This window comes from Lentzea guizhouensis (genome assembly GCF_001701025.1).
GTDB classification, from domain to species: Bacteria; Actinomycetota; Actinomycetes; order Mycobacteriales; family Pseudonocardiaceae; genus Lentzea; species Lentzea guizhouensis.
The window spans coordinates 9,112,109-9,136,365 of record NZ_CP016793.1 but is presented as its reverse complement, the minus strand read 5'-3'; the positions used below and the strand labels follow the sequence as shown (position 1 = coordinate 9,136,365).

Here is a 24,257-nt window from a genome sequence, read left to right as displayed (position 1 = left end):
GCGGCCGCGCTCAGGAAATGAGGCAGCCTCCAGCCGGCGCCGCGGGGGGGATACGAGCACGACTGGAGGCGAGTCTTGGGGTCGGCGCGGCGGTCGCCTCTCGGCGAAAGGCACAACGAGGCTCCAGCCGAACGGTAATCCTCGAAGGCAGTTGAATGAGGCCCGGGGGACACGGACCGCACCGACCATCCTGTACAACGGACGACCGCCCCGGGAGATTCCCCTGCGGGAGTGGGCTGTGCCACGTCCGAACGGTCGCATGCCGGTGCGCCCCGGCCGGCCGGTGGACCGGCGGTCCACAGGGGTGACCGCCGGTGAACCGGCCGGGACGCGGGCGTCAGGCGTTCGCCGCCGTCGCGCGCCCGGCCACCCGGCCCGAGAACAGGCAGCCGCCGAGGAACGTGCCCTCCAGCGCGCGGTACCCGTGCACGCCACCGCCACCGAACCCGGCCACCTCGCCCGCCGCGTGGAGACCGCGGATCGGCTGGCCGTTCGACCCGAGCACCTGCCCGGACAGGTTCGTCTGCAGGCCGCCCAGCGTCTTGCGGGTCAGGATGTTCATCCTGATCGCGATCAACGGACCCGCGGACGGGTCGAGGATCTTGTGCAGCGAGGCCGTGCGGGCGAGGCTGTCGCCGCTGTAGGCCAGCGAGTTGCGGATGCCCATCACCTGGATGTCCTTGGTGAAGGGGTTGTCCACCTGCTGGTCGCGCACGGTGATCTGCCTGCGCAGCTCGTCGAGGTTGACCAGGTTCGAGCCGGTCAGGGCGTTCATGCCGGCGACGAGGTCGGGCAGGTTGTTCTTGATGACGAAGTCGGCGCCCTTGTCCATGAACGCCTTCACCGGCGGTGGGGTGCTGTTCAGCAACCGCATGGCGAGGTAGCCGAGCAGGTCCTTGCGGGTGATCTCCGGGTTCTGCTCGGAGCCGGAGAGCACGAACTCCTTGTCGATGATCTTCTTGTTGAGCACGAACCACGTGTAGTCGTGGCCGGACTTGCCGATCAGCTCCAGCGTGCCGAGCGTGTCCAGCGACGGGATGCCGGGGTTGGCGAGCCTGCGGCCCCGCGCGTCGAACCACATCGACGACGGCGCCGCGAGCACGCGGATGCCGTGGTCGGGCCAGATCGACGAGTGGTTCATCATGCCCTCGGTGTAGTGCCACATGCGGTCGCGGTTCACGATCCGCCCGCCGGCCAGCTCTGTGATCGCCAGCATCCGGCCGTCGACGTGCGCGGGCACACCGGTGATCATCCGCCGCGGCACCGGACCGAGCCGCGCGGGCCAGTTGCGCCGCACCAGCTCCTGGTTGCCGCCGATGCCACCGGAGGTGACGATCACCTGCGGCGCGTGGAGCTCGAAGTCCCCGACCTTGGTGCGGGAGCTGGGCGTGCCGCGCTTGGCGGTGCTCGGTTCCAGGACGCTGCCCCGCACGCCAGTGACGGCGCCGTTCGTGACGATCAGCCCGTCCACCTGGTGCCGGAACTTGAACGTGACCCTCCCGGCCGACACCGCCTCCCGCACCAGCTTCTCGAACGGCTCCATCACGCCGGGCCCGGTGCCCAGCGTCATGTGGAAGCGCGGCACCGAGTTGCCGGGCCCGTCCGCGAACTGGCCACCGCGCTCGGCCCAGCCCACGATCGGCACCCACCGCACACCCAGCCCGTGAAGCCAGGCACGCTTCTCACCGCTCGCGAAGTTGAGGTACGCCTCCGCCCACTTGGCGCCCCAGTAGTCCTCGCCCATGGGATCGTTCACACCGCGGCCGAACCCGGCGGTGTTGAACCAGTCGGCCCGCGCGAGCTCCAGCGAGTCCTTGATGCCCGCGGTCCGCTGCTCCGACGAGTCGACGAAGAACAACCCGCCCAGCGACCAGAACGCCTGCCCGCCGAGACTCGCCTCCGGCTCCTGGTCCAGCAACAACACCCGCTTGCCCTTGGCCGCGAGCTCCGAGGTCGCCACGAGGCCCGCGAGCCCGTGCCCGACCACGATCACGTCCGCGTCCACTCTCGGCGCCGCACCCGCCACCGCGGGCCCCAACGTCGCCGCAGCGGCGATCGCACCCCCCGCTGCCAGCAGGTTGCGGCGACTGATGTTCGTGTCTGCACCCATCGCAGGGCCTTCCTCGTTGAAGGTCGGTGCCAACGCGAATTACTCTCGCGTAAACAACCAACCAGGAACAGCCGAGCGGGGGATAGGCTCCCGACCCCAAACGCCAGCACCCTCGTTGTGGCCCGTCCACAACAAGTTCGGAGGCCTCGTGCCGGGGATGTCAGCGATGGTCAGGCAGGTGCTCGCAGCCGTCGCCACCGACGACAAGGTCGTCGACCGCGTCGTCGACGCCGCCCGCGGCAACTCACCCGAGGTCGCCCGCCTCCCCGCCGCCGAGAACCGCAGGCACATCGCCTTCCTCCTCGCCGAGGGCATCGCCCACCTCGAACGCGGCGGCGCGGCCGACGACGGCGACTTCTCCGCGGCCCTGGCCCTGGGCGCCGACCGCGCCGCCCAGGGCGTCTCGATGGCCGGCCTCCTGCGCGGCGTCCACGCCGGCCGCACCGAGCTGATCCGCGCAAGCGTGGAGCTGGCCCGCTCCCTGGGCGTCGACGACGGCACGATCCTCGACTTCATGATCGACCTCGACCACTACGTCGGCGCCGTCGAGCGCCACATCATCGACGGCTACCACACCGCCGAGATGCAGCTGGCCCGCACCGCTCGCGACCTGAACACGCAGGTGCTGCGGCGGCTGCTGGTGTCGGGGGAGTTCCCTGATGCCGCTGAGCTGTCGCGTGCCGGACTGCGGTCCGATGGCCGGTACCACTGCGTCGTCTCCACGGTGACCGATCCGAGCCACGCCCGTGCCGTGGAACAACGCCTGACACCGTCCGGCGTCTACGGCCTGGTGGAGGGCCGCCTGGCCGGTCTCAGCACATCGCTGCCCTCCTGGTCCGACGACCTGCTCGTCGTGTCACCCGCGCTGCCGCTCTCCTCGATGCGCTTGACGTACTCCCTGTGCACGCAAGCGTTGTTGGTGGCTTCGGGTCGCTCAGGCGTGCAGCTGTTGACCGACCTGGCCGCCGAGACAACACTGGCCGCGTTTCCTGCCCTGGCCGACACCTTGGCGTCGTCACTGCTGGGCGCGCTCGACCACGGAAGCGCTTTCCACCACGAGATGGTGGCGACGGCTCTTTGTTACCTCGACACGGGCGGCCGGATCTCGGCGACCGCGACGGCGCTGCACGTGCACGCGAACACCGTGCGGTACCGGCTGGACCGGTTGGTGGAGCTGACGGACGTGGACCTCGGTGAGTCGCCGGACGCTTCGCGATCGCACGTGCTGACGACGCTGCACACGTGGTGGGCGCTGCGGACGTGGCTGGGGGAGGTCACCCCGCGCTGAGCCGGTCGGCCTCGGCCTGCGCTCGTTCCCGCGTGCGCTTCGGCACCTTCGAGGAGTTCGTGATCATCAGGTACAGCTCGACCGCCTCCGCCTTGCCGCCGATGGAGACCATCTTTTCGGCGGCCTCCATCTGTTGTGCGGTGTCACCGTTCGCGGCGATCCGGCGCAACAGCTTGACCGCCTCGCGGCGACCCAGGTGAGGCGCCAGCAGCAACTGCACGTCGTATGACAGGTCTGTGCCTGCCAACAAGTCCTCGAGCATCCCATGTCCGTGGACTTGTTTCGCTTCGATCGCCCACCTCGCCTTGGTCGCGTCACTGGAAGCCATGTCGATGAGACGCCGGTAGATCCGCGTGCCGGCTGTGGCATCGAGGCGGTAGGCCCGTGCGGCAGCGTCCAGCGAACTGTCCTCGCTGAAGTTCGGGAGCAACGCGAGGTACTCGTAAGCCTGCACACTCAGGCTTCGGGGCAGTCGTTCGGCCGCGGTGAGCCGGATGTGTTCGGGATGGGTGAAGTTCTCCACCATTGCGTTGAGCGCGCGTTTCGCCTTGGTCGAGTCGACCCTGTCGATCTTCGCGATGACGTCGAGCAGCACCGTCGGCTCGGAGCCGGCGTCGTGCAGCGCGGACTCCACGAGCTGCTCCGACTTCTCGCGGTGTTGGTACCAGTACTGCGTGGCGATCCTCACCCGTTCGTCGACCGTGAGCCCGGCATCGGCGGCGAGGTCGAGCATCACACCCGGCCCCACCAGCTTGTGCGGTACCAAGAAGTGTGCGATGTCGAACTTCACCCTGGGACGTGTGCCGGCGTCGTCGAGGTGGTCCATGAGGTACCGCTCGGTCGGTTCACGGTCACGGGTGAAGCAGACCTCCATCGCCTCGACGCGTGACGCCGTCGTGCGAGCGCTGCGCAGGAGACCGTGCCACAGGCGGAGGCCCGCCTCGCTGTCGTACCTGTCGACGGCGGTGATCGTGGCGATCTGTTCCCAGTCGTCGGTCGAGGTGTCCTGGGCCAGGTTCACCAGCAGGTCCATCCCGACGGCCTGGTCCTGGCCGAGGACGGTCCAGGCCGCGTGCAGCCGCAGGCCGTGTTCCGGGGCAGTGGAGACCAGGTCGGTGAAGATGCGCAGGTCCAGTTCCGGGTCGATCTCCTTCAACATGCCGTGCACGTTGTCGCGGGCAACGGTCAGCAGGTCGGTCCGGCGCAGGAAAGCGAGTATCACCGGCTCGTTGGCCCGCGCGTCGAGCTCCACGAGGTAGCGGACGGCCTCGAACCGCCGGAACGGGTCGATCTCGCCGGGCTGCTCGACCAGGTCGCGCAACAGCCAGGTCGCCGTGTCCTGATCGACCCTGCGCAGCCACTCGACGTGCTGCCGCCAGACCTCGCTGTCGGAGGACGGGGACTGCACGCCCTGCTTGAGCAACCGCACCATCCTGTTCCGCACGTCGTCGTCGACATCGACGCCGTGCGACACGAGCGCCGTGAGGAACTCCATGTGCCGCCTGCGGAACGGCCACCACAGGGCACGACGCAGAAGACCGTTCAGCACGTCGTTGTCCACCATCGCCGCGAGGAAGAGCAGCACCTCGAGGTCGGGCCATCCCCGTCTGGTCAGCCGGGGCCGCAGGAGCCGTTCGGGTTCCGGCTTGGCGGCGAACAGGTGGCACGCGGCGAGGAACTCCTTGATCGTCTCGTGCCGGAACGCCAGTGCTCGCTCGCTGCCCACCACGAGTCCGCTGGCCAGCAGTGCTTCGCGGACCGCTTCCGGTGCGAGCGCCGGGTACCGCGCGACGGCGAAGTCGAACAGGTTCACGTCGGAACGCAGAGAGGCGTGGGCCATCTCCTGCAACAGCGGTCGGAGTTCGCTGAGCAGCGCATCGGCCGCCTCCTCCGCGGAGGCACCCGAGCGGGCCTGCCACTCGCGCAGCTTGGTGCGCACGTCGTTGTGCCACACCTTGCTCAGCTGCCACTTCACGAACCGCTCGTACAGGTCGGTCTGGTCGCGCGGCAGTTCGGTCGTCTCCCCGGCACACGACAGCACGCACAGCATCGTCGCCAGCAGAGGGACGTGCGCCAGATCGAAGAGCTTCGTGTGCCGCAGCCGGGTGAAGAGCTCGGTCGCCGCGTCCTCCGGCATGTCCTCTTCCTGGAACCAGGTGGTGATGAACTGCCGCAGGTCCCGGTGGTTGAACCGGGACAGCACGTAGGTCGGGTGCCTGTGCTGGTTGAAGCGGATGCCGCCGAGGTGGCGGCTCGTCACCACGAACCGGTACCGCTCCTCCCTGCGGAGCCGCAGGACCCGTCGGATGAGGTCGTCCTGCGCTCCCGCGTCGACCAACTCGTCCAGGCCGTCGACGAGCACCAGCCACGGCACTCCCGGCAGAGGTGGCCCGCTGAACAGCTCGACCAGCCGTTGTTCGGGGAGGGTCGTCAAACGGACGCCGCGAGCGAGCAGGTCCGGCAACTGTCCGTCGGCGGCGAGCGCCTTGGCGGTGATGGGCACCGGGACGGCTTGCCCGGCCTGGCCGTGGAGCCACTTCTCCGCGCTCACCGCGGCGAAGTAGCGGACGAGGCTGGACTTGCCCATTCCCGCCTCACCGAGGATCTGCGCGCCCTCGCACGTGGTGAGGAGATCTTCGGCGTTGATGCTCTCGGGTGGCTCGGTCGCGTCGTCCGCGGACTTCGGCGTCGCCCAGCGCTTGAGGTAGATGCGGCGCAGGCTGGGGGCGGAATGGCCGTCGAACCGGTACTCGTGTTCGTTCCCCTGCTCCTGCACGGCCCTGAGGTACTCGCGGAGATCCGGTGAGAGGTGCCGCCAACCGCCTTGTGCCAGTTGTTCGGGTGTCAGCAGGTCCAGCCAGCGCTGGTCGAGCGGGACATCGAGTTCCGGCACGACGACCGGTCCCGCCGTCGTCATGATCCCGCAGACGGCACCCGTCATCCGGTTCAGCACCGGCGAACCGGGCACCTGCTCGAGCGTGGTGCTCAGGCTCTCCGGCGCCACGGCCTGGTGCAGACAGGGAAAGGGCCGGTCAGCGGTGGGCCACGACACCACCGCGAGCGACGGCGCCTGCGGAAGGCGGAGGCGAGGCGGCACCAGCTCGGCGGCCGTGAGGACCAGGTTCGGCGCGATGCACACACCACGTCCGTCGCCGGGCTCGGTCACCTCGACGGTCGCGCGGTACAGGGCGTGGATCAGCGGGTTGTCCTCGACGGCCTGAGGCGGGCCGGCGATGATGTCGCGGGCCTGGATGACGACGCCTGAGTTGGTGCCGGCGAACTGGTTGTACTGCACGCCAAGCACGGTAGATGCGCGGCGGTGGATCGTAAGCGGCCGAACGGGCGCTGCGCACGTGTAGCGCAGCGCCGTCCGAAGGCTCAGTACATCGGGTAGAAGTCGGTGTAGTGGTTGGGGGAGAAGTACACCTGGCCGCTGGTGCGGTCCACGACGATCCGGGCCGCGTCACGGGCCGCGCCGCACGCGCGCGGGTAGACGTCGAACTCCTGGTAGCGGTGACCGGCCGGGAGCTGGCCGTCGCGGTTGTAGTAGGTGCCGCCGGCGAAGTTGCACTGGCCGTTGGGCCAGTTGTTCCAGCCGCGGGTGGCGGGGTAGCCCTTCGACTCCCAGATCGAGTCGGCGGAGCGGGCGGCGGAACAGCCGGAGATGCCGCAGTACTGGTAGACGCGTGCTTCGGCGGCAGGGGTGACGAAGACCAGCATCGAGGCGACAACGGCGAACGCGGCGAGCAGGCGGCGTGTCCAGTGCGGTTGCAGGGTGTGCACTTCAGACCTCCATCAGCGGGGAACGGACCTCGTGATCATGTCCAGTGACCGCCAAGACGGGGTGAACTGCGGGCAACGGCCGGGGCAACGGATACTGTGCACCACGGCTGAACGCGTGAGTTGATCAACTCCGAACAGCCGATTGAAGGTCCCGCGTGCATCGATAGGGTTGTCCAATGGCAGCACGAAAGCACTTGTTGGTGCTGTTGACCCTGCTCACCGCAGCCTGCACGACGGAGGTCGCGGCCACTCCTCACCCCGTCGCGTCGCCGACCAAGTCGTCGGTTCCGGACGAGCAGCCGCTGGTGAAGGTGGTGGCGGTGCTCGACGGACGCACCGTCGAGCTCGCCGACGGCACGAAGGCCAGGATCTCGTTCCTCGCGGAACCGTCCTGCGGTGCGGAGGCGGCGCTGGACTTCGCCAAGAAGACGTTGCAGGACAACGAGGTCCGGGTCAGCAGCATCACGCCGGGCGAGGTCAGCCTGGTGCTGGCGGACGGCACCGACTACGCACTGCTGGCCGTGCGCAGCGGTATGGTGCGCACGACCGGAGTGGACGGTGGCCCGCTGACCCAGGCCGAAGGTGATGCGGCCAATGGAAAACTCGGCCTCTGGGCGCAGGAGTGCGCGACGGCCACCCCGCCGCCTCCTCCCGCGCCCTCCACGTCGACCCCGCCGCCACCGCCCTGCGCGGTGACGTACCGGATCAGCAGCCAGTGGCCGGGCGCGTTCCAGGCCGAGGTGACCGTTCGCAACGTCAGCGGCGTGCTGATCAACGGCTGGACGCTGCGGTGGCGGTTCACCGATGGCCAGACGGTCGCGCAGATGTGGAACGCCTCGCACGCGCAGGAAGGTGCTGTTGTGAGCGTCACCAATGCCGACTACTCGGCGCTGATCACGCCCAACGGCTCGATCTCGATCGGCTTCAACGGCACGGCCACTGGTGCGAACAACATGCCGACGGCGTTCTCGCTCAACGGCGCGCCCTGTCGCGTCTAGTGCGGTGACCACAATCTTCACCGTGTTTCCCGGCGGTAAAGGTTCGTGGTCACCGCACTAGTTCGCCGCCCACCAGTCCGTCAGGAGGCGGGCGTAGTCCGCGGCGCCCTCCTCCCACACGAAGTGGCCGACCCTGACCACGTCGAGCCGGCTGTGCGGCAACCGCTCGTGCAGGTACTCCGCGTTCCGCAGGGGCACCACCGGGTCGTGCTCGCCGGCGATGATCTGCACCGGCGTCCGGATGTCGCCGAGCAACCCGCCCAGCACCGGCAGTTCCGCCGGGTACGCGCGCACGTACGGCATTTGCTCGACGAACCGCTGCCCCTGGTAGGCGGCGAGGTAGTCCTGTCGCACCTCGTCGGGCAGTTCGTACCCCGTGATGGCGTCCATGGCAACGTTCACAACGTCCTTCGGCCCCAGTGCGCGGTAGGGCGCCAGGTCCTCGTCGTGCACCCACTCGTGCAGCGGGCTGCCGAGGTTCAGCGGCACCGACGACCCGCCGCTGCCGATGGTGGTGCTGCGGAACCGGTCGGGATGCTTGGCAGCGGCGAAAAGCGCCGCGCTCGTGCCGATGTCCGGGCCGACGACGTGCGGCTTCCGCAATCCGAACGCGTCCGCGATGCGCACGACGAACTCGCCCATCGCCTGCGGTGACAGCAGGTCCTCGCGCAGTTCGGAGTGGCCGAAGCCGGGGAGGTCGACCGCGGTGAGGTTGGCGTGCTCGGCCAGCGTCGCCCAGGTGGCGTCGTAGGCGTAGAGGCTCTCCGGCCACGGGCTCAGCAGCAGCGCGTCCGGCCTGCCTGGGGTGTTAGCGCTAACGGCGTAACGGATCGACAGTCCGTCGATGGTCCGGAAGCGAGGCTTGATGTCACTCATGACTTCAATATGACCGGTCGTCTTAGATACGTCAAGCGATAAGGCGGTCGGTCATGTTGAGACGTGGCTAACGCAGCACGACCTCGAACGCCACGGTGAAGAAGGCCGCGAATGACGAGCCGTCCTTCGCCGCTCGTTCGCCGACGATCGCGCCCTCCCAGGCGTTGGTCAGGAACCGGGCCACCACGTCCGCGTCCTGCGTCGAGGTCACCTCACCGGCCTCCTGAGCCGCGCGGATCGCCGTCGCGACAGCACCCGTCCAGAAGTTCAACGCCTCGATGAGCGCGGTGCGGATCGCCGGGATGTGGTCAGCGGTCTCGTTGCTGAAGTTGCCGTAGACGCACCCGCGCTCGTACCCGAATTCGACGATGTCCTTCGCCAGCAGCTCGAAGTGGTTGCGCAACCGGGCCAGCGGCGTGACCTCCTCGTCGGTCAGCTCCTCCACGTGCCGTGTCCGCCCGTAGCGCTCCATCACCACGAGAGCGAGCGCTTCCTTGCTCTCGAAGTGGTTGTAGAACGAGCCCTTCGGCACCCCGGCGCTGTCGGTGATGAGCTTGACGCCCGCCGCGTTGTAGCCGTGCCGGTGGAACTGCTCGTACGCCGCGTCGACGATCTGTTCCCGCACGCTCGCTCTGGCCATTGTGAACGCTCCCTGCTCGTGGTCCACCTGCCAATATGAGCGGTCGTCTCGGCGCGAGTCAACCGAGCGGTCAACCGCGCCCCGACAGGCTGCGGCCGATGCCGTGCGCCGCCACCTGCAACGCCGACACCAACCGCGGTTTGTCCCGCTTGAGTGACGGCACCACGATCCCGAGCGCCGCCACGACCTCCGTCCGGTCGCGGAAGATCGGTACCGCCACGCTGCACTGCCCGAGCGTCATCTCCTCGTAGGTCGTGGCGTACCCGTCGACCCGCACCCGTTCGAGCTGCGCCTTCAGCAACGCGGGCTGCGTGATCGTGTACGGCGTCACCCGCTCCAGCGAAGCCAGCGCTTTGTGTTGCAGCGCCTCAGATGTGTGCGCTAACAGCACCTTGCCCACACCCGTCGCGTGCAACGGCAGCCGCGAGCCGATCTCGCTGACCACGGGCACCGAGCGCTGGCCGGACAGCCGGTCGAGGTAGAGCACCTTCAAGCCGTCGCGCACGGCCATGTGCACCGTCGCGAGCGTGCCGGCGTAGAGGTCGTGCAGGAACGGCGAGGCGACGCGGGTCAGGTCGGTCTGCACCGGCGCGAGCACGCCGAGCTGCCAGAGCCGCTGGCCGACCACGTAGTCGCCGTTCGCCGTCTTGCTGAGCGCTCCGGCCCTGGTCAGCTCGCTGACGAGACGGTGGGCGGTGGTGAGCGGCAGGTCGGCGCGCCGGCTCAGCTCGGTCAGCGTCAGCCGGGGATGGGCCTCGTCGAACGCCGACAGCAACGCGATCGTGCGGGCGACCACCGAGGCGCCGGGAACCGAGGTATTCCCCGCCATCTGTGCGCTCCCTTCCACTGAGCGGAAGCCTACCGTCGACGGCACGCGGCGGCTCTGCCTAGCGTGCAGCGGGTGACGACCAGCCAGCACGAGATCAGCGACGAGATCGCGAAGATCCAGGCCGACTCACCGAGGGGTGCGCCGCTGCTGGACTTCCCGCCCTACCGCAGCTCCCTGCTGCGCCACCCGACCAAGGAGCTCCGGCACGCCGACCCCGAGGGCGTCGAGCTGGTCGCCCCGGTGTTCGGACCGTCCGATGTGGCCCCGGTCGAGGCCGACCTGACCGTCCAACGTGGCGGCGAGCCCATCGGGGAACGCATCCGCGTGCACGGCCGCGTCGTCGACGGCGACGGACGGCCGGTGCGCCGCCAGCTCGTGGAGATCTGGCAGGCCAACGCCGCCGGCCGCTACTCCCACCAGGGCGACCAGCACCCGGCGCCGCTCGACCCGAACTTCACCGGCGTCGGCCGCTGCCTGACCGACGACGACGGTTGGTACACGTTCACAACGATCAAGCCGGGCCCCTACCCATGGCGCAACCACCACAACGCCTGGCGGCCCGCGCACATCCACTTCTCGTTGTTCGGCACGGACTTCACCCAGCGGCTGATCACGCAGATGTACTTCCCAGGCGACCAGCTGCTGGCGCTGGACCCGATCGCGCAGTCGATCTCCGACCCCGCCGCGCTGCAGCGGTTGACCGCCTCCTACGACCACTCGCTGTCCGAGCACGAGTGGCTGCTCGGCTACCGGTGGGACATCGTGTTGACCGGCAGCCACGCGACCCACATGGAGGCTTCCGATGACTGACGCGGCCCCCGGCCAGACCATCGGCCCGTTCTTCCACCACGCCCTGGCCTATCCCGGCGACAGCGAGCTGGTCCCGTTCGGTGCGGCGGGATCCGTTGTGCTGCACGGCCATGTCTACGACGGCGCGGGTACTCCGGTGCCGGACGCGATGATCGAAATTCGGCAGGCCGATGCCGAGGGTGTCGTCCCCGCGGTCGAGGGGTCGCTGAGGCGGCGCGGCGCCGCGTTCACCGGGTGGGGCCGCTGCTGCACGGACACCTCCGGGCGCTACTGGTTCAGCACCGTCGAACCGGGCGGCGCGACGCCGTTCTTCGCGGTGACGGTGTTCGCACGTGGACTGCTCGACCGCCTGTTCACGCGCATCTACCTGCCTGATGGCGCTGACACCGTGGACGGTCTGGTGGCCGAGCGCGAGGCCGACGGGCGGCTGCGGTTCGACATCCACCTGCAGGGTGAGAACGAGACGGTGTTCTTCTCGTTCCCACGGCATCGGAGCTGAGCATGGTTCCGGGGTCACACCGAGCCGGCGGCGACGGGTTGGTCCGCGCGATGGTGCGGGTCGAGGTCGCCTGGGCGCGCGTGCTGGGGTCCGACGTCGAGGACCTCCTGGACTGGACGCCCCGCCTGGATCCCGCCGAGGTCGAGGCGGCCGGGAATCCTGTGCTGCCACTGGTCTCCGCGTTGCGCTCACGGGTTTCCGTGCCTGTCCACACCGGACTGACGAGCCAGGACGTGCTGGACACGGCACTGGTCCTGGTCGCCCGGGACGCGGTCCTGCGGGTGCGGGCGGATCTTGCGCGGGTCGCCGGCGCGGTGGCGCGGCTGGCTGACGAGCACCGCGGTTCGGTGATGGCCGGGCGGACGCTGACCCAGCACGCGGTGCCGATCACGTTCGGGTTGAAGGCGGCGCGGTGGCTGGATTCGGTGCTGGACGCGCTGGAGGACCTCGAACGGGTGCGTTTCCCGGTGCAGTGCGGGGGAGCGGCGGGGACGTTGTCGCGGGCGGCGCAGTCGGTCGACCCGCTGGCGGCTGCTGCGGCGTTCGCGCGGGAGCTGGACCTGGAGTGGCCGGGGCTGCCGTGGCACACGCAGCGTGCGCCGGTCACGCGGATCAGCGACGCGCTGGTGCGGGTGAACGACGCGCTGGGTGTGTTCGCCGCGGACGTGCTGACCCTGGGGCGACCGGAGATCGCCGAGGTGCGCGAGGGCGCGGCGCCGGGGCGGGGTGGGTCGTCGACCATGCCGCACAAGCGGAACCCGGTGCTGGCGGTGCTGGTGAACAGCGCTTCGTTGCGCGCTCCCGGGCTGGGCGCGCAGTTGCACCTGTGTGCTGCGCGGGCGGTGGACGAACGCCCGGACGGCGCTTGGCACGCCGAGTGGCCCGCGTTGCTGGGGCTGGTCGAGCTGACCGTCGTCGCGGCGTCGCAGGCGGCGGAGCTGGCCGAGGGGTTGCGGGTGTTCCCGGAGGTGATGGCGCGGCGCGCGGCCGAGGCTACTGCTGATCTGCTGGCCGAACGCGGTGGCGGCGAACCGGCTGATCTTCCGGGTTACCTCGGTGCCGCCGACGCCTTCGTGGACCACGTCCTGGAACGCGCGGCAGCCGCCGGGTTGCGCCCCCTGTCCTCCGGGGAACCCAAGGCTCCGGAACTCACCCTTCCGGGAAGCACCCTTCGGGATCGCGCCCCTGCGGAACCCACCTCTCCGGAATCGATTCCGACTGGCCCCCCTCCAGGGGGCGCCGAGGTCCCCACTCCAATCGTCTCAGAGGGGTCTGACAGAAATGGCGGCTGAACTGAGCCTGACCCGGCTCGCCGGCGCGGACGACTCGCGGCGGCTGCTGGTCGTCGGGCCCTCGCTCGGCACCGCGGTGTCGCAGCTGTGGCGTGCCTGCGCGGCCGAGCTGACCGAGCTCGAGGTCATCGGCTGGGACCTGCCCGGCCACGGCAGCAGCCCCGAGGCGACCGGGCCGTTCACCGTGCAGGACATCGCGGGCACGGTGGCGCACAGGGCGGCCGAGCTCGCCAACGGTCGCAGCGCCACCTACGCGGGGGTCTCGTTCGGCGGCGCGGTCGGTCTGGAGCTGGCGACCCGGGAGAACAGTGCGTTCGACCAGTTCGTGTGCATCGCCGCCACCCCGCGGATCGGCGAACCGCAGGCGTGGCGCGAGCGGGCGGCCCTGGTCCGCGGGGCGGGCACCTCGGTGGTGGTCGAGGGATCGTCGCAACGCTGGTTCGCACCGGGGTTCATCGCGCGGGAGCCGGACACCGCCGGAGCGCTGCTCACCCAGTTGACCGAGGTCGACGACGAGTCCTACGCGTGGGCCTGCGAGGCGCTCGCGCTCTTCGAAGCGGGCGAAGCGCGGCTCCCGGTGCACGCCGTCGCCGGTGGGCACGACGTGGTGGTGCCACCGAGTGCCATGCGGGAGATGAACGCTCACACCTTCCGCGTGATCGACGACTGCGGGCACCTCCCGCCGGCCGAGAACCCCGAGGCGGTCGCGCACGTGCTCCAGGAGCTGGCCAAGTGACCTACGACGAAGGCATGAAGGTGCGGCGCGAGGTGCTCGGCGACGCGCACGTCGACCGGGCGGCACCGGACGAGTTCACCGCGGACTTCCAGGAGTTCATCACCAAGTACGCGTGGGGTGAGGTGTGGACCCGGCCGGGGCTGGACCGCCGGATGCGCAGCGCGATCACGCTCACAGCCCTGATCGCACGTGGCCACTGGGAAGAGTTCGCCCTGCACGTCAAAGCCGCCGTCCGCAACGGACTGTCCACCGAGGAGATCAAGGAAGTGCTGCTGCAGAGCGCGATCTACTGCGGGGTCCCGGCGGCGAACCACGCGTTCGCGGTGGCACGGCGAGTGCTGCGGGAGGAGACGTGACCACGACACGCACCCAGGTCGGGATCGTCGGCGCCGGCCCCGCCGGGTTGATGTTGTCGCATCTGCTGGCGCAGAACGGGATCGACAGCGTTGTCATCGACAACAGACGCCGCGTCGAGATCGAGAACACCGTCCGCGCGGGCATCCTCGAAGCCGACAGCGCACGCCTGCTCGTCGACTCCGGTGTGTCGGACCGGGTGATGCGCGAAGGGCACGCGCACGAGGGCATCGACCTGCGGTTCACCGGCGAGAGCCACCGCGTGGACTTCAAGGCGCTGGTCGGCGAGTCGGTCTGGCTCTACCCGCAGACCGACGTGTTCATCGACCTCGCCAACGCCCGCGAACGCGACGGCGGCGACGTGCGGTTCGGTGTGCGCGACACGGCCGTCGACATCGCGAAGCCGGCGATCTGGTTCACCGACAGCGACGGCGTGCGCCAGGAGGTTCGTTGCGACCTGCTCGTCGGCGCCGACGGGTCGCGGTCGATCTGCCGCGCGCAGGTGCCGCACGCCGAACGCACGCACTACTTCCGCGAGTACCCGTTCGCGTGGTTCGGGATCATCACCGAAGCACCGAAGAGCGCGCCGGAGCTGGTCTACGCGCACTCGCCGCGCGGGTTCGCGTTGATCAGCCAGCGCACCGAGACCCACCAGCGGATGTACTTCCAGTGCGACCCGGAGACCGACGCGCGGACGTGGTCGGACGACCGCATCTGGGAGGAGCTGCAGGCACGCGTCGCCGGGCCGGACGGGTTCACCCTCGCTCAGGGCCCGATCACCGAGAAGACGGTGCTGCGGTTCCGGTCGTTCGTCGCGGAACCCATGCGCCACGGCACCCTGCTGCTGGCCGGCGACGCCGCGCACACCGTGCCGCCGACCGGGGCGAAAGGCCTCAACCTGGCGCTGGCCGACGTCAAGGTGCTCGCCGAGGTGATCGAACGGGCGTTGCTGAAAGCCGACGACGACGCGCTGGACGAGTACGGGCCGCGCGCACTCGGCCGGGTGTGGAAGGCGCAGCACTTCTCGTACTGGATGACGTCGATGCTGCACACGCTGCCCGGCGCGACCGAGTTCGACGTCCGCCGCCAGCTGGGCGAGCTGCAGTCCGTCGTCGACTCCGAGTCCGGCAGGCGGCTGCTCGCGGAGGGCTACACCGGCTGTTGGCCCGCTTGAGCGGAACTGGAGTCGCGGGGCGCAGACTGCCGCGGTGGACATCGCTGCACTGCGCCTCGCCAACCAGCGGATCGGCACGTTCGCCACGGCGGAGGAGGTCGTCAGGAACCTCGGCGCCGTGCAGGCCCAGGACTACGGCCAGTCGCTCTGGGCGCTCGGCCTGCGCACCTCGGCTGGTGTGAGCGCTGACATCGAGGACGAGCTGCGCGCTGGGAAGATCGTCCGCACGTGGCTGATGCGCGGGACGATCCACTACGTGCCCGCCGAAGACGTTCGGTGGATGCTCAACCTGTTCGGCGCGCGCGACCTGGCGCGGCTCACGCCCAAGGCGTGGCAGTACCACCGGATGACGCCCGAGCTGATGTCGTTGGCGCGCAGGACGTTCGTGGAGGCGTTGAGTGGCGGTGGATGCCTCACGCGACGCGAGATGATCGAGCTGATGGCCAGCGTCGGCATCCCGGACGACCGGCAGCAGAGCTACTTCACGTTCATCCACCTCGCCCAGGAGGGTCTGGTCGTGCCCGGCCCGCCGCGCGGCAAGGACCAGACGTTCGTGCTGCTGGAGGAATGGGCGCCGAACCAGCGCTCGCTCGACGACGAGGAAGCGCTCGCGGTGCTGGCGCGGCGGTTCTTCGGCAGCCACGGCCCGGCGACCGTCGCGGACTTCGCGAACTGGGCCGGCATCGGGATCAGGGAGGCCACCCGCGGCCTCGACCCGATCCGCGCCGAGCTCGTCCAGGAGTCGTTCGACGGCAAGGAGTACTGGCTGCCGCCGGACCTCGAACCCGCGACCGGGACCTGCCTGCTGCCCGCCTACGACGAGCTGGTGATCGGCTACAAGGACCGCGCCGCGTTCTTCCACCGCTACGGCGAGATCCCGATCTCCACCTACAACGGCATGTTCTACGCGACGATCATCGAGGACGGCCAGATCGCCGGGCTGTGGAAGCGGGTCATGAAGAAGACCTCCGTGGACGTGGAGCTGCGGCCGTTGCCCGGCTTCGACGTGGACGGGCTCGTCGAGCACACCCGGCGGTTCGGTGAGTTCCTCGGCCTGCCGGTGCGGACGATCGTGCGTGACGCACCCGAGGCCGGTTCCTCGAAGGTCAGCTGGCGTTCCCGGAAGTGAGCGCCAACAACTCGACCTCGCCCTCGAAGTGACCTGGCGGGACGACCGCCAGCGCGTCGGCGAGCGCGGCACCCCAGAGCGAGCCGGGCCGGTCGCGGCCGACCGGCAGTGCTCCGGTGCCGTGCCGGGTGACCGGGATCAGCCGGGTGTCGGTGCGGTGTCCCACGGCGGCGAACCGGGCGGTGATCGCCGGCTGGACCGTGCGACCGCTCAACGTGCCGAGCAGCGGCTGCAGGAGCGTCACGACGGCGGCGAGCGCGGCGAACGGGTTGCCGGGCAGGCCGACGACCACGCGGCCGTCCGGGAGGGCGGCGAGGAGCTGTGGGTGGCCTGGGCGGCAGGCGACGCCGCTGACCAGGACCTCCGCGTCAAGCTCGACGAGCACGCGGCGCAGGTGATCTTTGGCGCCCACCGAGGTGGCTCCGCAGGCGACGAGGACGTCGGCGGCGTCGCAGGTCAGTGCGTCGGCCAGCGCTTCGGGGTCGTCGCGCAGGTGGGTGGTGCCGAGCAGGTCCGAGCCGGTGAGCAGGCCGGGCAGCATCGGGCCGATCGCGTCGCGCACGCGTCCAGGGCGCGGTGGTCCTGACCGCAGGAGCTCGTCACCGGTGACGACCACGGCGACACGCGGCTTGCGGTGGACCAGCAGCGTGTCGTGCCCGGCGCCCGCCGCGAGGCCGAGCACAGCGGGGGAGACGACCGTGCCCGCGGGGACGAGCTCGTCGCCGGCCGACCAGTCCTCGCCGCGGCGGCGGACGTGCTTGCCCAGCTCGCCGGTGTAGCCGGTGAGCAGCTCGCCGTCGAGGTGGCAGTGCTCGATCGGGACGACCAGGTCGGCGCCGGCGGGGACGGGTGCCCCCGTGGCGACGGCGCAGGCCTCGGAGAAGCGCAAAGGGGGTGGCACACGATCGCCCGCGCTCACCCGGCCGACGACGGTCCACGGGCCCAGACCGGCCACCGCATAGCCGTCCATCGCGGACGTGTCGCAGGTCGGCTGGTGGGTGTGAGCGTTAACACCGGACGCCAACGCCGAGCCGAGGGCGTCCGGTAGCGGAACTTCAACGGCCTCCAGTGGCTTGACCGCGTCGCGGGCGGTCTGGCGGGCGAGCGTCCAGGGCATGGTCATCCGCGCTCCCGAGGTATAGACTACCGAATACTGTATGCAATCCTCGGAACGGGGTGAAGGGCATGCCAGTCGCGACTTTCGTCCGTGATCACATCGGCAGGCTCTACCGGGTGGGGGAGACCGACGTCGAGGTGTCGGGTCGCTCGCGCCGCACGGTGCTGTGGGCGGCCTGGGCGGCGATGCTCGCGGCGGGCATCGGCCAGTACGGCTTCGGTGCGGTCATTCCCGAGCTCAGCGGGCGGTGGAGCGTTCCAGAGCTGTTCTGGGCGCTGGCGCTGTGGACGGTGTGCCAGGCCGGGGTCGCGTTCCCGGCGGCCTGGCTGCGCGAACGGCAGGCGCTCTCGCCCACGACCGCGATGTTCGCGGGTGCTTTGCTGTGCGGCGCTGGTTTGTTGACGCTCTCATCTGGCTTCCTGCTCGGCTACTCGATCTTCGGTGGCGTCGGCGCGGGTCTGGTCTACGCCACCTGCCTGGGCACGGTGGTGCGGTGGTTCCCGGAACGCGTGACGCGCAAGGTCGCGTTCGTGAGCGGGGCGTTCGCGTACGGCTCGGTGCCGTTCGTGCTCGCGGCCGGAGTGCTGCTGCGGCCGGGTGACCTCAGCGGGTTCCTGACGCAGGCCGCGATCGCGGTGGCGGTGGTCGTCGCGGTGGCCGGCGTGCTGGTGAAGGACCCGCCGGAACACTGGTGGCCACCCGACGTGTCGCCGCGGGAGTGGGCTCTGGACCGGGCGCGGGTGCCGAACCGCTTCGCCTTGAAGGAGTTCAAGCCACGCGAGGCGTTGCGGTGCGGCACCTTCGCGTGGCTGTACGGCGGCGTGATGTTCGCAGCGGCGGTCTCGTTGTACGACCTGGTGTACGTGCCGCTGTTCGTCGGCGACGAGGTGCTGGGCGCGGTGGCGCTGGCGACGTTGGCCGCGGCAACCGGAACCGGGCGCGTGCTGGTCGGGTGGATCTCCGACCGGGTCGGCAGGCGGCGTGCGCTCGTGTGGACGTTGACAACCGGTGGTGTGGCTCAATTCGTGCTGCTTCACGCCGGCAACTACACGGCGGTGTTGATCGGCGCCGCCTTGGCCGGTCTCGGGACGGGGTGTTGTTACTCGTTGCTGGTCGGGTTGGTGCGCGAGTACTTCGGTGAGTCGCACGGCGCGCAGAACTTCGGGCTGCTGTACACGGCCAAGGCGGCGGGTGCCGTGGTCGCGGCGGTGCTCCTCGCCTCGCAGGGGCCGACGTTCGCGTTCGTGGCGGCCGGCGTGCTCGGGCTGGCCGGAGCCGTGCTGACCGGCCGGTTGTCGCAGCCGGGAAGGCCGCGCCTGTGAGCAGGGTGCCGGTGTTGTCGCGCGGCTGGCACCCGGCGCCCGCCGACGGTTGCTGCCTGATGGAGCTCACCTCGCAGCTGGCGGGCGAGGTGTGGTCGGACCGGCCGGCGTGCGTGCATCCGGTGCTGGCGTGCGTGGCTCGTTGTGTGAACGACCAGTGTTCCGCCCATGGCCGACAGGCGCTCCTGCCTTTCGCCGTGAGGGTGATCGGCACTGTTGGCGCTGACGTTTCGACGCGTTTGACCGCGCACTGCCTGGCGCGGTCCGGGGTCGCCGTGCCGCGCTGGTGGCCGCGCGACTGGGCCGTGACGCGGGCGGTGCGGGCGTTGTCCGGGGACGAGGTGTTGCGGCGCTTGCTCGACGAGTGCGTCGCGATCTGCTGGGAGGCGATCAATGGGACGCGTGACGAGCAGGCGGCGCGTGGTGCGGCTGGTGGACGACGCGGTCACCACCCGCCCCGACACGCTGGCGGTCGAGGAACCGCTGGAGATCCGCGTGGGCGGCAAGTCCCTCGCCGTCACCATGCGCACACCGGGTGACGACTTCGACCTGGCGGCCGGCTTCCTGGTGAGCGAGGGCGTCGTCCGGTCCACTTCGGACATCGCCTCGATCCGCTACTGCGCCGGCGCCACCGCCGACGGCTCGAACACCTTCAACGTGCTCGACGTGGGCCTCGCCGCCGGGGTGGCGCCGCCGGACCCGTCCGTGGAACGCAACTTCTACACGACGTCGTCGTGCGGACTGTGCGGCAAGGCGAGCCTGGACGCGGTGCGAACCGTCGCGTCGTGGGAGGTCGCGTCGGATCCGCTGCTGCTGGATCCCGGGTTGGTGGCGTCGTTCCCGACGAAGTTGCGTGCCGCGCAGAAGGTCTTCGACCGCACCGGTGGCCTGCACGCGGCGGGGTTGTTCGACGAGTCCGGTTCGTTGCTGTGCCTGCGGGAGGACGTGGGCCGGCACAACGCGGTGGACAAGGTCGTCGGCTGGGCGACGCGCAACGGCCGGCTGCCGTTGGCCGGAACCGTGCTGATGGTGAGCGGCCGGGCGTCGTTCGAGCTGGTGCAGAAGGCGGTGATGGCGGGAGTCCCGGTGCTCACCGCGGTGTCGGCGCCGTCCTCGCTCGCCGCGGACCTGGCCGAGGAGATGGGCGTGACGCTGGTCGGGTTCCTGCGGGGCAACTCGATGAACGTCTACACGGGCGGGCATCGGCTGGGCGTCGCGGCCGGGGCACGCTGACGGGCCGTCGAGTCCGGTAGCACGAGCATCGCCTCCAGCGGCTCACGGACAGCTCTGTTCGAACCGCAGATCGACCGACCGCGCCCACTCCTGGGGGTCCAGTCCGCGTCCCGCGCGCTGACACGCCCGTGCCACGGGGTGGTTCAGCACGTCGTAGAACCCGGTCAGGTCGCGCACCCGGATCGTCCCGTCGGCGCTGCCGGTCACGATCGCCCGGCCGCGGGCGGGGAACTCGATCGCGTTGACCCAGTTCGTGTGCCCGTCCAGCGGTGGCCCCAGCTGGGTCACCGGGCCGGTGACGTCCCACAGCCGAGTCTCGTTGTCCGCGGCACCGGTCGCGAGCACCCGGCCGTCCTGGTCGAACGCGACCGACTTGATGGGGCTCCCGTGGCCGGCGATCGTGCCACGGCCCCGAGGGTTCGACGGATCGGTCAGGTCCCACAGCTGAACCGTCTTGTCCTCACCGCCACTGGCCATCAGGCGGTCGTCAGGGCTGAACGCCAGCGAGTTCACGCGGTTCGTGTGGCCGCTGAGCGGTTCCCCGATGCGGCGCGGTGCGGCGGGATCACGCACGTCCCACAGGGCGATCTTGCCGTCGCCCGCTCCGGTGACCAGCACGGTGCCCGCCTGGTTGAACGCCAACGTCCACAGTGGACTTTCGTGGGCGGCGACCGGCTCCCCGAGCGCACGTGGCCCGCTCTGTTCCCCGGTGTCCCACAACATGAGCTGTCCGTCACTGCTGCCGGACGCGAGGACGCGGCGGTCCGGCCGGAACTCCACCGCGCGGACGGTGCCCCTGTGCCCGGTGAGCGGCGGGGTGATCTGCCTGGCGCGGGCGAGGTCGCTGGTGTCCCACAACACCACGTCGCGGCCCGCACCGGCCGCCAGCAACCGTCCGTCGCCGCGGAACGCCACCGCCGCGGCGGCGCCCTGCGGTGTGCGCAGCGGGTCGCCCGCCCGCTGGACGCGGTCGAGGGCGGAGGTGTCCCAGAGCAGCACGGTGCGGTCGGCCCCTGCCGTGGCGAGGGTGCGGCCGTCCGGCGTGGCCGCCATCGCGTTGACGTACGAGGTGTGCGCGGTGAACTGCTGCGTCACGGCGGTCTCCGCGGCCTCCCACAGCATCACCTTCTGGTCCCTTCCCGCCGTCGCCAGCAGGTTCTGCCGGAACGCGACCGTGTTCACACCGTGCTCGTGACCGCTCAGCACCGCCTGTCGCCGGGGACGACCGGGATCACGCACGTCCCACACGATCACCGTCTTGTCCGCACCACCAGTCGCGAGCAACGAGCCGTCACCGCTGAACGCTCCGGTGTTCACCCAGTTCGCGTGACCGACCAGCGGCTCGCCCAGTCGGCGCGGTGCGGCGGGATCACTGACGTCCCACAGCAACACGAGGTGGTCCGCGCTCGCGGTGGCGAGCAGGCGGCCGTCCGGACTCAACGGGACCGCGTTGACGTCCTCTATGTGCGCGGTGAGCGGTGCGCCGACCGCGCGGACGTTCGCAAGGTCGTGCACGTCCCACAAACGTGCCGTGTTGTCCTCGCTGCCCGTGACGAGCAGACCGCCGTTCCGGCGCCACTCGATGGCCACCACACGCTCGCGATGCTCGGTGATCGCCGGCGCGAGCAGCCGGGGCGCGGTGCGCTGCCGCACGTCCCAGAACAGCACCGAACCCGACGATCCCGCGGTGGCCAGCGTCGTCCCGTCGGGGCTGAACACCACGGACGGCGCTTCCCGCATGTCGGCGTTCGCGGGCAGGTGGACCGGCGGCACGGCGTCTGCCGTGTCCCACAACAGGACCTGTCCGTCCTTGGCGCCGGACGCGAGCAGGGTGCCGTCCGGGTGGAACGCCAGCGAGAGCACCGGTCCGCCGTGGCCGGTCAACGTCCGCGCCCTGGTGACACCACCCGAGGCGTCGACCTTCCACAGCACCACCGTCTTGTCCGTGCCGGCGGTGGCGAGCCACCGTCCGTCGTCGCTGAACACAACCTTCGCGACCGCTGCGCTGTGACCGGTGAGCGTGCTGCGGTACCCGCTGCCGAGCAGGGTGTTGACCAGGCTGTCCCGTGTCTCCGAGTCCGAGTGGAGTCGTTCGGCCGCCAAGCCGAGCCGGAGGGCCTGCACCGGCGACACCTCACGCAGCTGCTCGGCCCGCGGGACGAGCTGGCGCGCCTGGGCGATCGCGCGCTGCTCGGCCGTGTACCGCTGTTGCTGCCACGCCAGGCCGGCCGCGGTCAGCGCGCTCGTCAACAGCAACGCCACCACGGCGATCAGTGCGATCCTGCGGCTCCTGCCCCGGCGGTTTCTCCGCACACCCGCGTCCAGGAACGACTGCGCGGCCGGTGAGACGTCCACGACCGCTCCCGCGGCATGATCGGGACGCAGGGTCTTGAGCGTTGTCGTCAGGCGCTCACCCGACCAGAGGAAGTCGTCGGACTCGTTCTCCCGCCACTCGTCGGCGGCCTTCTCCACCGATCGTGCGGCGACCAGTGCGGCGGACCGGTCCGAGATGGCGTCCCGCAGCGGCGGCCACCCGGTGAGCAGTGCCTCGTGTGCCACCTCGACCCACCGCCCACCGTCGTCGTCGGAGGTCACGACGAGCAGGCGCCGCAAGACGAACTCCGACACGTCGACCGCGAGCACGTCGGCGGCGACCCGCCTGCGGGTGGGCTCGACGCGCTCGTTCACCGTGGCGAGCGCGACCAGCCCGGCGACGATCTCGGTCTCGGTCAGGCGGCCGTTTCCGGTGGCGGCCACCAGCGCGGAGTCGGCGTGACGGGACAACGCCCCGCGCACGCCTCCCAGCTCGTGGTAGCGCGCCAGGGACATCTCGCCACCTCGCGACAGGCCCTCGGCGAGCTGGTGCAGCACGAAGGCCAGCAGCGGCAGGGCCTCCCCGCGGCCGGTGTCGGCGACGAGTCGCGCCACCAGGTCCGGCTCGACCCGCAGGCCCGCGATCCTGGCGGGCTCGGTGATCACGACCCGCAGCATGTCCCGGCTGAGCGGCGCCAGCAGGAAGGTGTCCACCTGGGTGCCGGCTGCGGCGTTCAGCTGGTCGAGGAACTCCGACCGCAGTGTCGCCACGACCCGCACCGGCGCGACCAGCTCCGCGAAGGCGTGGGCGTCGACCGCTCGGGTGAACAGCTCCTCCGCCTGGTCGATGACGACCAGCACCTGCGCGTCCGGTCCCGCGCCCGCCACCACGAGCTCGTCCGCGAGCCTCGTCACGCCGTCCCGCTCGAGCTCCTCCCGCACCCCGGCCACCGACCAGTGCATCCCGAGCCGTCGCGCGGTGGCGGTGATGGAGCGGGCCAGCGCGGCCACGGGATCGTCGCCGGGAGTGAGCGGCACCAGCGGCAACCAGTCGGACTCCTGCGCCAGCACCGGCAGCAGACCCGCGCGCACCAGGGAGGACTTGCCACACCCCGACGGTCCGACGACCGCGAGCAACCGGCTGGTCGTCGCCGCCCGGAGCCGGCTCGAGAGCTCCCGCGTCTCGTCGGCGCGCCCGAAGAACAGACCGCTCAGCTCGGCGGTGAAGGCCTTCAACCCCGGGAACGGGTTCTGGCCCTCGCACCACTTCTCCCGCCCCAGGTCGAGGCCGCGCACCGCTCGCAACAGCTGCTCACGCGCACGGTGCGGATCGGCGGCGAAGTCCGCGTACTGGAGCCGGTGCAGCAGCGGGTGGACGACATCGTCGAGACGCAGCTGCAGGATGCGGCAACCGAGGGCGTCCGCGATCCCGACCTCGGCGGAACACCAGAACGAGGTGAGGAAGCCCCGCGAGACCAGGCAGACGATCGCGTCGACCTGCCTCAGCTCGCCGTAGAGGCGCTCGCGCCAGTCCTCGCCGACCTGCACCCCGTCAACGGGAGCGCGGTCGAGGAAATTCTCGTGCCCATCTGCTCGCAACCACTCGGACACCTCGACGGCGAACGCCATGTCCGCAGTCGCATAACTGATGAACACTTTGGCCACGCCGGGACGATCCCATTCGGCTGGGTCGCCCGCAAGTCGCCCGAACGGTGATTTCGCTATTGCACGGAATAGCTAGGCCCGGCGACGCC

At 70.3% G+C, this 24,257-nt stretch carries 19 protein-coding genes; 11 read left to right on the top strand and 8 right to left on the bottom strand.

The window, feature by feature from the left end; translation table 11 throughout:
* Positions 1 to 337: 337 nt before the first annotated feature.
* A complete protein-coding gene (locus tag BBK82_RS43500; RefSeq protein ID WP_065920125.1) occupies positions 338 to 2,110 on the bottom strand; it encodes an FAD-binding dehydrogenase in 1,773 nt (590 codons plus the stop codon).
* Between the two features lie 166 nt (positions 2,111 to 2,276).
* On the opposite strand from BBK82_RS43500, the gene BBK82_RS43495 reads away from it, so the two are divergent.
* Positions 2,277 to 3,398 carry a PucR family transcriptional regulator gene (locus BBK82_RS43495; RefSeq protein WP_237047899.1) on the top strand — a complete coding sequence of 374 codons (1,122 nt, stop codon included), beginning with the start codon at positions 2,277 to 2,279 and terminating at the stop codon, positions 3,396 to 3,398.
* On the opposite strand, the gene BBK82_RS43490 is transcribed toward BBK82_RS43495, so the two are convergent.
* Both BBK82_RS43490 and BBK82_RS43485 read right to left on the bottom strand, forming a co-directional pair.
* A complete protein-coding gene (locus BBK82_RS43490; RefSeq protein WP_065920124.1) occupies positions 3,385 to 6,693 on the bottom strand; it encodes an NACHT domain-containing protein in 3,309 nt (1,102 codons plus the stop codon). The two genes, BBK82_RS43495 and BBK82_RS43490, sit on opposite strands and share 14 nt — an antisense overlap.
* Positions 6,694 to 6,776: 83 nt before the next feature.
* The gene (locus tag BBK82_RS43485; protein WP_065920123.1) at positions 6,777 to 7,181 is read right to left on the bottom strand and encodes a ribonuclease domain-containing protein; all 405 of its coding nucleotides are present in this window, start codon (positions 7,179 to 7,181) and stop codon (positions 6,777 to 6,779) included.
* Positions 7,182 to 7,357: 176 nt separating this feature from the next.
* Here BBK82_RS43485 and BBK82_RS43480 point away from each other — a divergent pair, with 176 nt between their 5' ends.
* Positions 7,358 to 8,179 (top strand): cellulose binding domain-containing protein, encoded by an 822-nt coding sequence (locus tag BBK82_RS43480; protein WP_065920122.1) that lies wholly within the window; start codon positions 7,358 to 7,360, stop codon positions 8,177 to 8,179.
* Positions 8,180 to 8,236: 57 nt separating this feature from the next.
* Here the strand turns inward: BBK82_RS43480 and BBK82_RS43475 are convergent, their stop codons facing one another.
* The 3 genes from BBK82_RS43475 to BBK82_RS43465 all read right to left on the bottom strand — a co-directional run bounded on the left by BBK82_RS43475 (position 8,237) and on the right by BBK82_RS43465 (position 10,524).
* On the bottom strand, positions 8,237 to 9,055 hold the full coding sequence (locus BBK82_RS43475) for an alpha/beta fold hydrolase (protein ID WP_065920121.1): 819 nt from the start codon (positions 9,053 to 9,055) through the stop codon (positions 8,237 to 8,239).
* Between the two features lie 67 nt (positions 9,056 to 9,122).
* Positions 9,123 to 9,695 carry a TetR/AcrR family transcriptional regulator gene (locus BBK82_RS43470; protein WP_065921843.1) on the bottom strand — a complete coding sequence of 191 codons (573 nt, stop codon included), beginning with the start codon at positions 9,693 to 9,695 and terminating at the stop codon, positions 9,123 to 9,125.
* 70 nt (positions 9,696 to 9,765) lie between these two features.
* Positions 9,766 to 10,524: an IclR family transcriptional regulator gene (locus BBK82_RS43465; RefSeq protein ID WP_065920120.1), complete on the bottom strand. Its 759-nt coding sequence runs from the start codon at positions 10,522 to 10,524 to the stop codon at positions 9,766 to 9,768.
* 72 nt (positions 10,525 to 10,596) lie between these two features.
* Between BBK82_RS43465 and pcaH the strand changes: the two genes are divergently transcribed.
* Genes pcaH through BBK82_RS43430 form a run of 7 tightly spaced genes read left to right on the top strand, consistent with a single transcriptional unit; the run spans position 10,597 to position 16,518 of the window.
* Positions 10,597 to 11,334, top strand: a complete 738-nt coding sequence (gene pcaH, locus BBK82_RS43460) for a protocatechuate 3,4-dioxygenase subunit beta (RefSeq protein WP_218920527.1) — start codon at positions 10,597 to 10,599, stop codon at positions 11,332 to 11,334.
* Positions 11,327 to 11,833, top strand: coding sequence for a protocatechuate 3,4-dioxygenase subunit alpha (pcaG, locus tag BBK82_RS43455; RefSeq protein WP_065920118.1), 507 nt, complete (start codon positions 11,327 to 11,329; stop codon positions 11,831 to 11,833). The genes pcaH and pcaG overlap by 8 nt, the downstream gene beginning before the upstream one ends.
* 2 nt (positions 11,834 to 11,835) lie before the next feature.
* On the top strand, positions 11,836 to 13,125 hold the full coding sequence (locus BBK82_RS43450; RefSeq protein ID WP_065920117.1) for a lyase family protein: 1,290 nt from the start codon (positions 11,836 to 11,838) through the stop codon (positions 13,123 to 13,125).
* Positions 13,115 to 13,861 carry an alpha/beta fold hydrolase gene (locus BBK82_RS43445; RefSeq protein ID WP_065920116.1) on the top strand — a complete coding sequence of 249 codons (747 nt, stop codon included), beginning with the start codon at positions 13,115 to 13,117 and terminating at the stop codon, positions 13,859 to 13,861. Before BBK82_RS43450 ends, BBK82_RS43445 begins: the two co-directional genes overlap by 11 nt.
* A 14-nt stretch (positions 13,862 to 13,875) precedes the next feature.
* Positions 13,876 to 14,217, top strand: coding sequence for a 4-carboxymuconolactone decarboxylase (pcaC, locus tag BBK82_RS53350; RefSeq protein ID WP_065921842.1), 342 nt, complete (start codon positions 13,876 to 13,878; stop codon positions 14,215 to 14,217).
* 50 nt (positions 14,218 to 14,267) lie between these two features.
* Positions 14,268 to 15,389 carry a 4-hydroxybenzoate 3-monooxygenase gene (locus tag BBK82_RS43435; protein ID WP_083268994.1) on the top strand — a complete coding sequence of 374 codons (1,122 nt, stop codon included), beginning with the start codon at positions 14,268 to 14,270 and terminating at the stop codon, positions 15,387 to 15,389.
* A 34-nt stretch (positions 15,390 to 15,423) separates the two neighbouring features.
* Entirely contained in the window at positions 15,424 to 16,518 is a 1,095-nt protein-coding gene (locus BBK82_RS43430) for a winged helix DNA-binding domain-containing protein (protein ID WP_065920114.1), read from the top strand.
* Here the strand turns inward: BBK82_RS43430 and BBK82_RS43425 are convergent.
* Positions 16,496 to 17,641, bottom strand: a complete 1,146-nt coding sequence (locus BBK82_RS43425; RefSeq protein WP_065920113.1) for a molybdopterin molybdotransferase MoeA — start codon at positions 17,639 to 17,641, stop codon at positions 16,496 to 16,498. The genes BBK82_RS43430 and BBK82_RS43425 overlap by 23 nt on opposite strands.
* Before the next feature lie 62 nt (positions 17,642 to 17,703).
* On the opposite strand from BBK82_RS43425, the gene BBK82_RS43420 reads away from it, so the two are divergent.
* Together BBK82_RS43420 and fdhD are read left to right on the top strand one after the other, a co-directional pair.
* Positions 17,704 to 18,957: an MFS transporter gene (locus tag BBK82_RS43420; protein WP_065921841.1), complete on the top strand. Its 1,254-nt coding sequence runs from the start codon at positions 17,704 to 17,706 to the stop codon at positions 18,955 to 18,957.
* Positions 18,958 to 19,350: 393 nt separating this feature from the next.
* Positions 19,351 to 20,190, top strand: a complete 840-nt coding sequence (fdhD, locus tag BBK82_RS43415; RefSeq protein ID WP_065920112.1) for a formate dehydrogenase accessory sulfurtransferase FdhD — start codon at positions 19,351 to 19,353, stop codon at positions 20,188 to 20,190.
* Between the two features lie 42 nt (positions 20,191 to 20,232).
* Here the strand turns inward: fdhD and BBK82_RS43410 are convergent, their stop codons facing one another.
* Complete coding sequence (locus BBK82_RS43410; RefSeq protein WP_154697844.1) at positions 20,233 to 24,168, bottom strand: nSTAND1 domain-containing NTPase; 3,936 nt, start codon at positions 24,166 to 24,168, stop codon at positions 20,233 to 20,235.
* Positions 24,169 to 24,257: the final 89 nt, after the last annotated feature.

What these genes read in the sequence shown, in the direction of transcription:
- BBK82_RS43500 (WP_065920125.1), bottom strand. Translation starts at nt 2,110, where the DNA reads ATGGGTGCAGACACGAACATCAGTCGCCGCAACCTGCTGGCAGCGGGG.
- BBK82_RS43465 (WP_065920120.1), bottom strand. Translation starts at nt 10,524, where the DNA reads ATGGCGGGGAATACCTCGGTTCCCGGCGCCTCGGTGGTCGCCCGCACG.
- BBK82_RS43445 (WP_065920116.1), top strand. Translation starts at nt 13,115, where the DNA reads ATGGCGGCTGAACTGAGCCTGACCCGGCTCGCCGGCGCGGACGACTCG.
- BBK82_RS43480 (WP_065920122.1), top strand. Translation starts at nt 7,358, where the DNA reads ATGGCAGCACGAAAGCACTTGTTGGTGCTGTTGACCCTGCTCACCGCA.
- BBK82_RS43475 (WP_065920121.1), bottom strand. Translation starts at nt 9,055, where the DNA reads ATGAGTGACATCAAGCCTCGCTTCCGGACCATCGACGGACTGTCGATC.
- fdhD (WP_065920112.1), top strand. Translation starts at nt 19,351, where the DNA reads ATGGGACGCGTGACGAGCAGGCGGCGCGTGGTGCGGCTGGTGGACGAC.
- BBK82_RS43420 (WP_065921841.1), top strand. Translation starts at nt 17,704, where the DNA reads ATGCCAGTCGCGACTTTCGTCCGTGATCACATCGGCAGGCTCTACCGG.
- BBK82_RS43470 (WP_065921843.1), bottom strand. Translation starts at nt 9,695, where the DNA reads ATGGCCAGAGCGAGCGTGCGGGAACAGATCGTCGACGCGGCGTACGAG.
- pcaC (WP_065921842.1), top strand. Translation starts at nt 13,876, where the DNA reads ATGAAGGTGCGGCGCGAGGTGCTCGGCGACGCGCACGTCGACCGGGCG.
- BBK82_RS43495 (WP_237047899.1), top strand. Translation starts at nt 2,277, where the DNA reads ATGGTCAGGCAGGTGCTCGCAGCCGTCGCCACCGACGACAAGGTCGTC.
- pcaG (WP_065920118.1), top strand. Translation starts at nt 11,327, where the DNA reads ATGACTGACGCGGCCCCCGGCCAGACCATCGGCCCGTTCTTCCACCAC.
- BBK82_RS43425 (WP_065920113.1), bottom strand. Translation starts at nt 17,641, where the DNA reads ATGACCATGCCCTGGACGCTCGCCCGCCAGACCGCCCGCGACGCGGTC.
- BBK82_RS43435 (WP_083268994.1), top strand. Translation starts at nt 14,268, where the DNA reads ATGTTGTCGCATCTGCTGGCGCAGAACGGGATCGACAGCGTTGTCATC.
- BBK82_RS43450 (WP_065920117.1), top strand. Translation starts at nt 11,836, where the DNA reads ATGGTTCCGGGGTCACACCGAGCCGGCGGCGACGGGTTGGTCCGCGCG.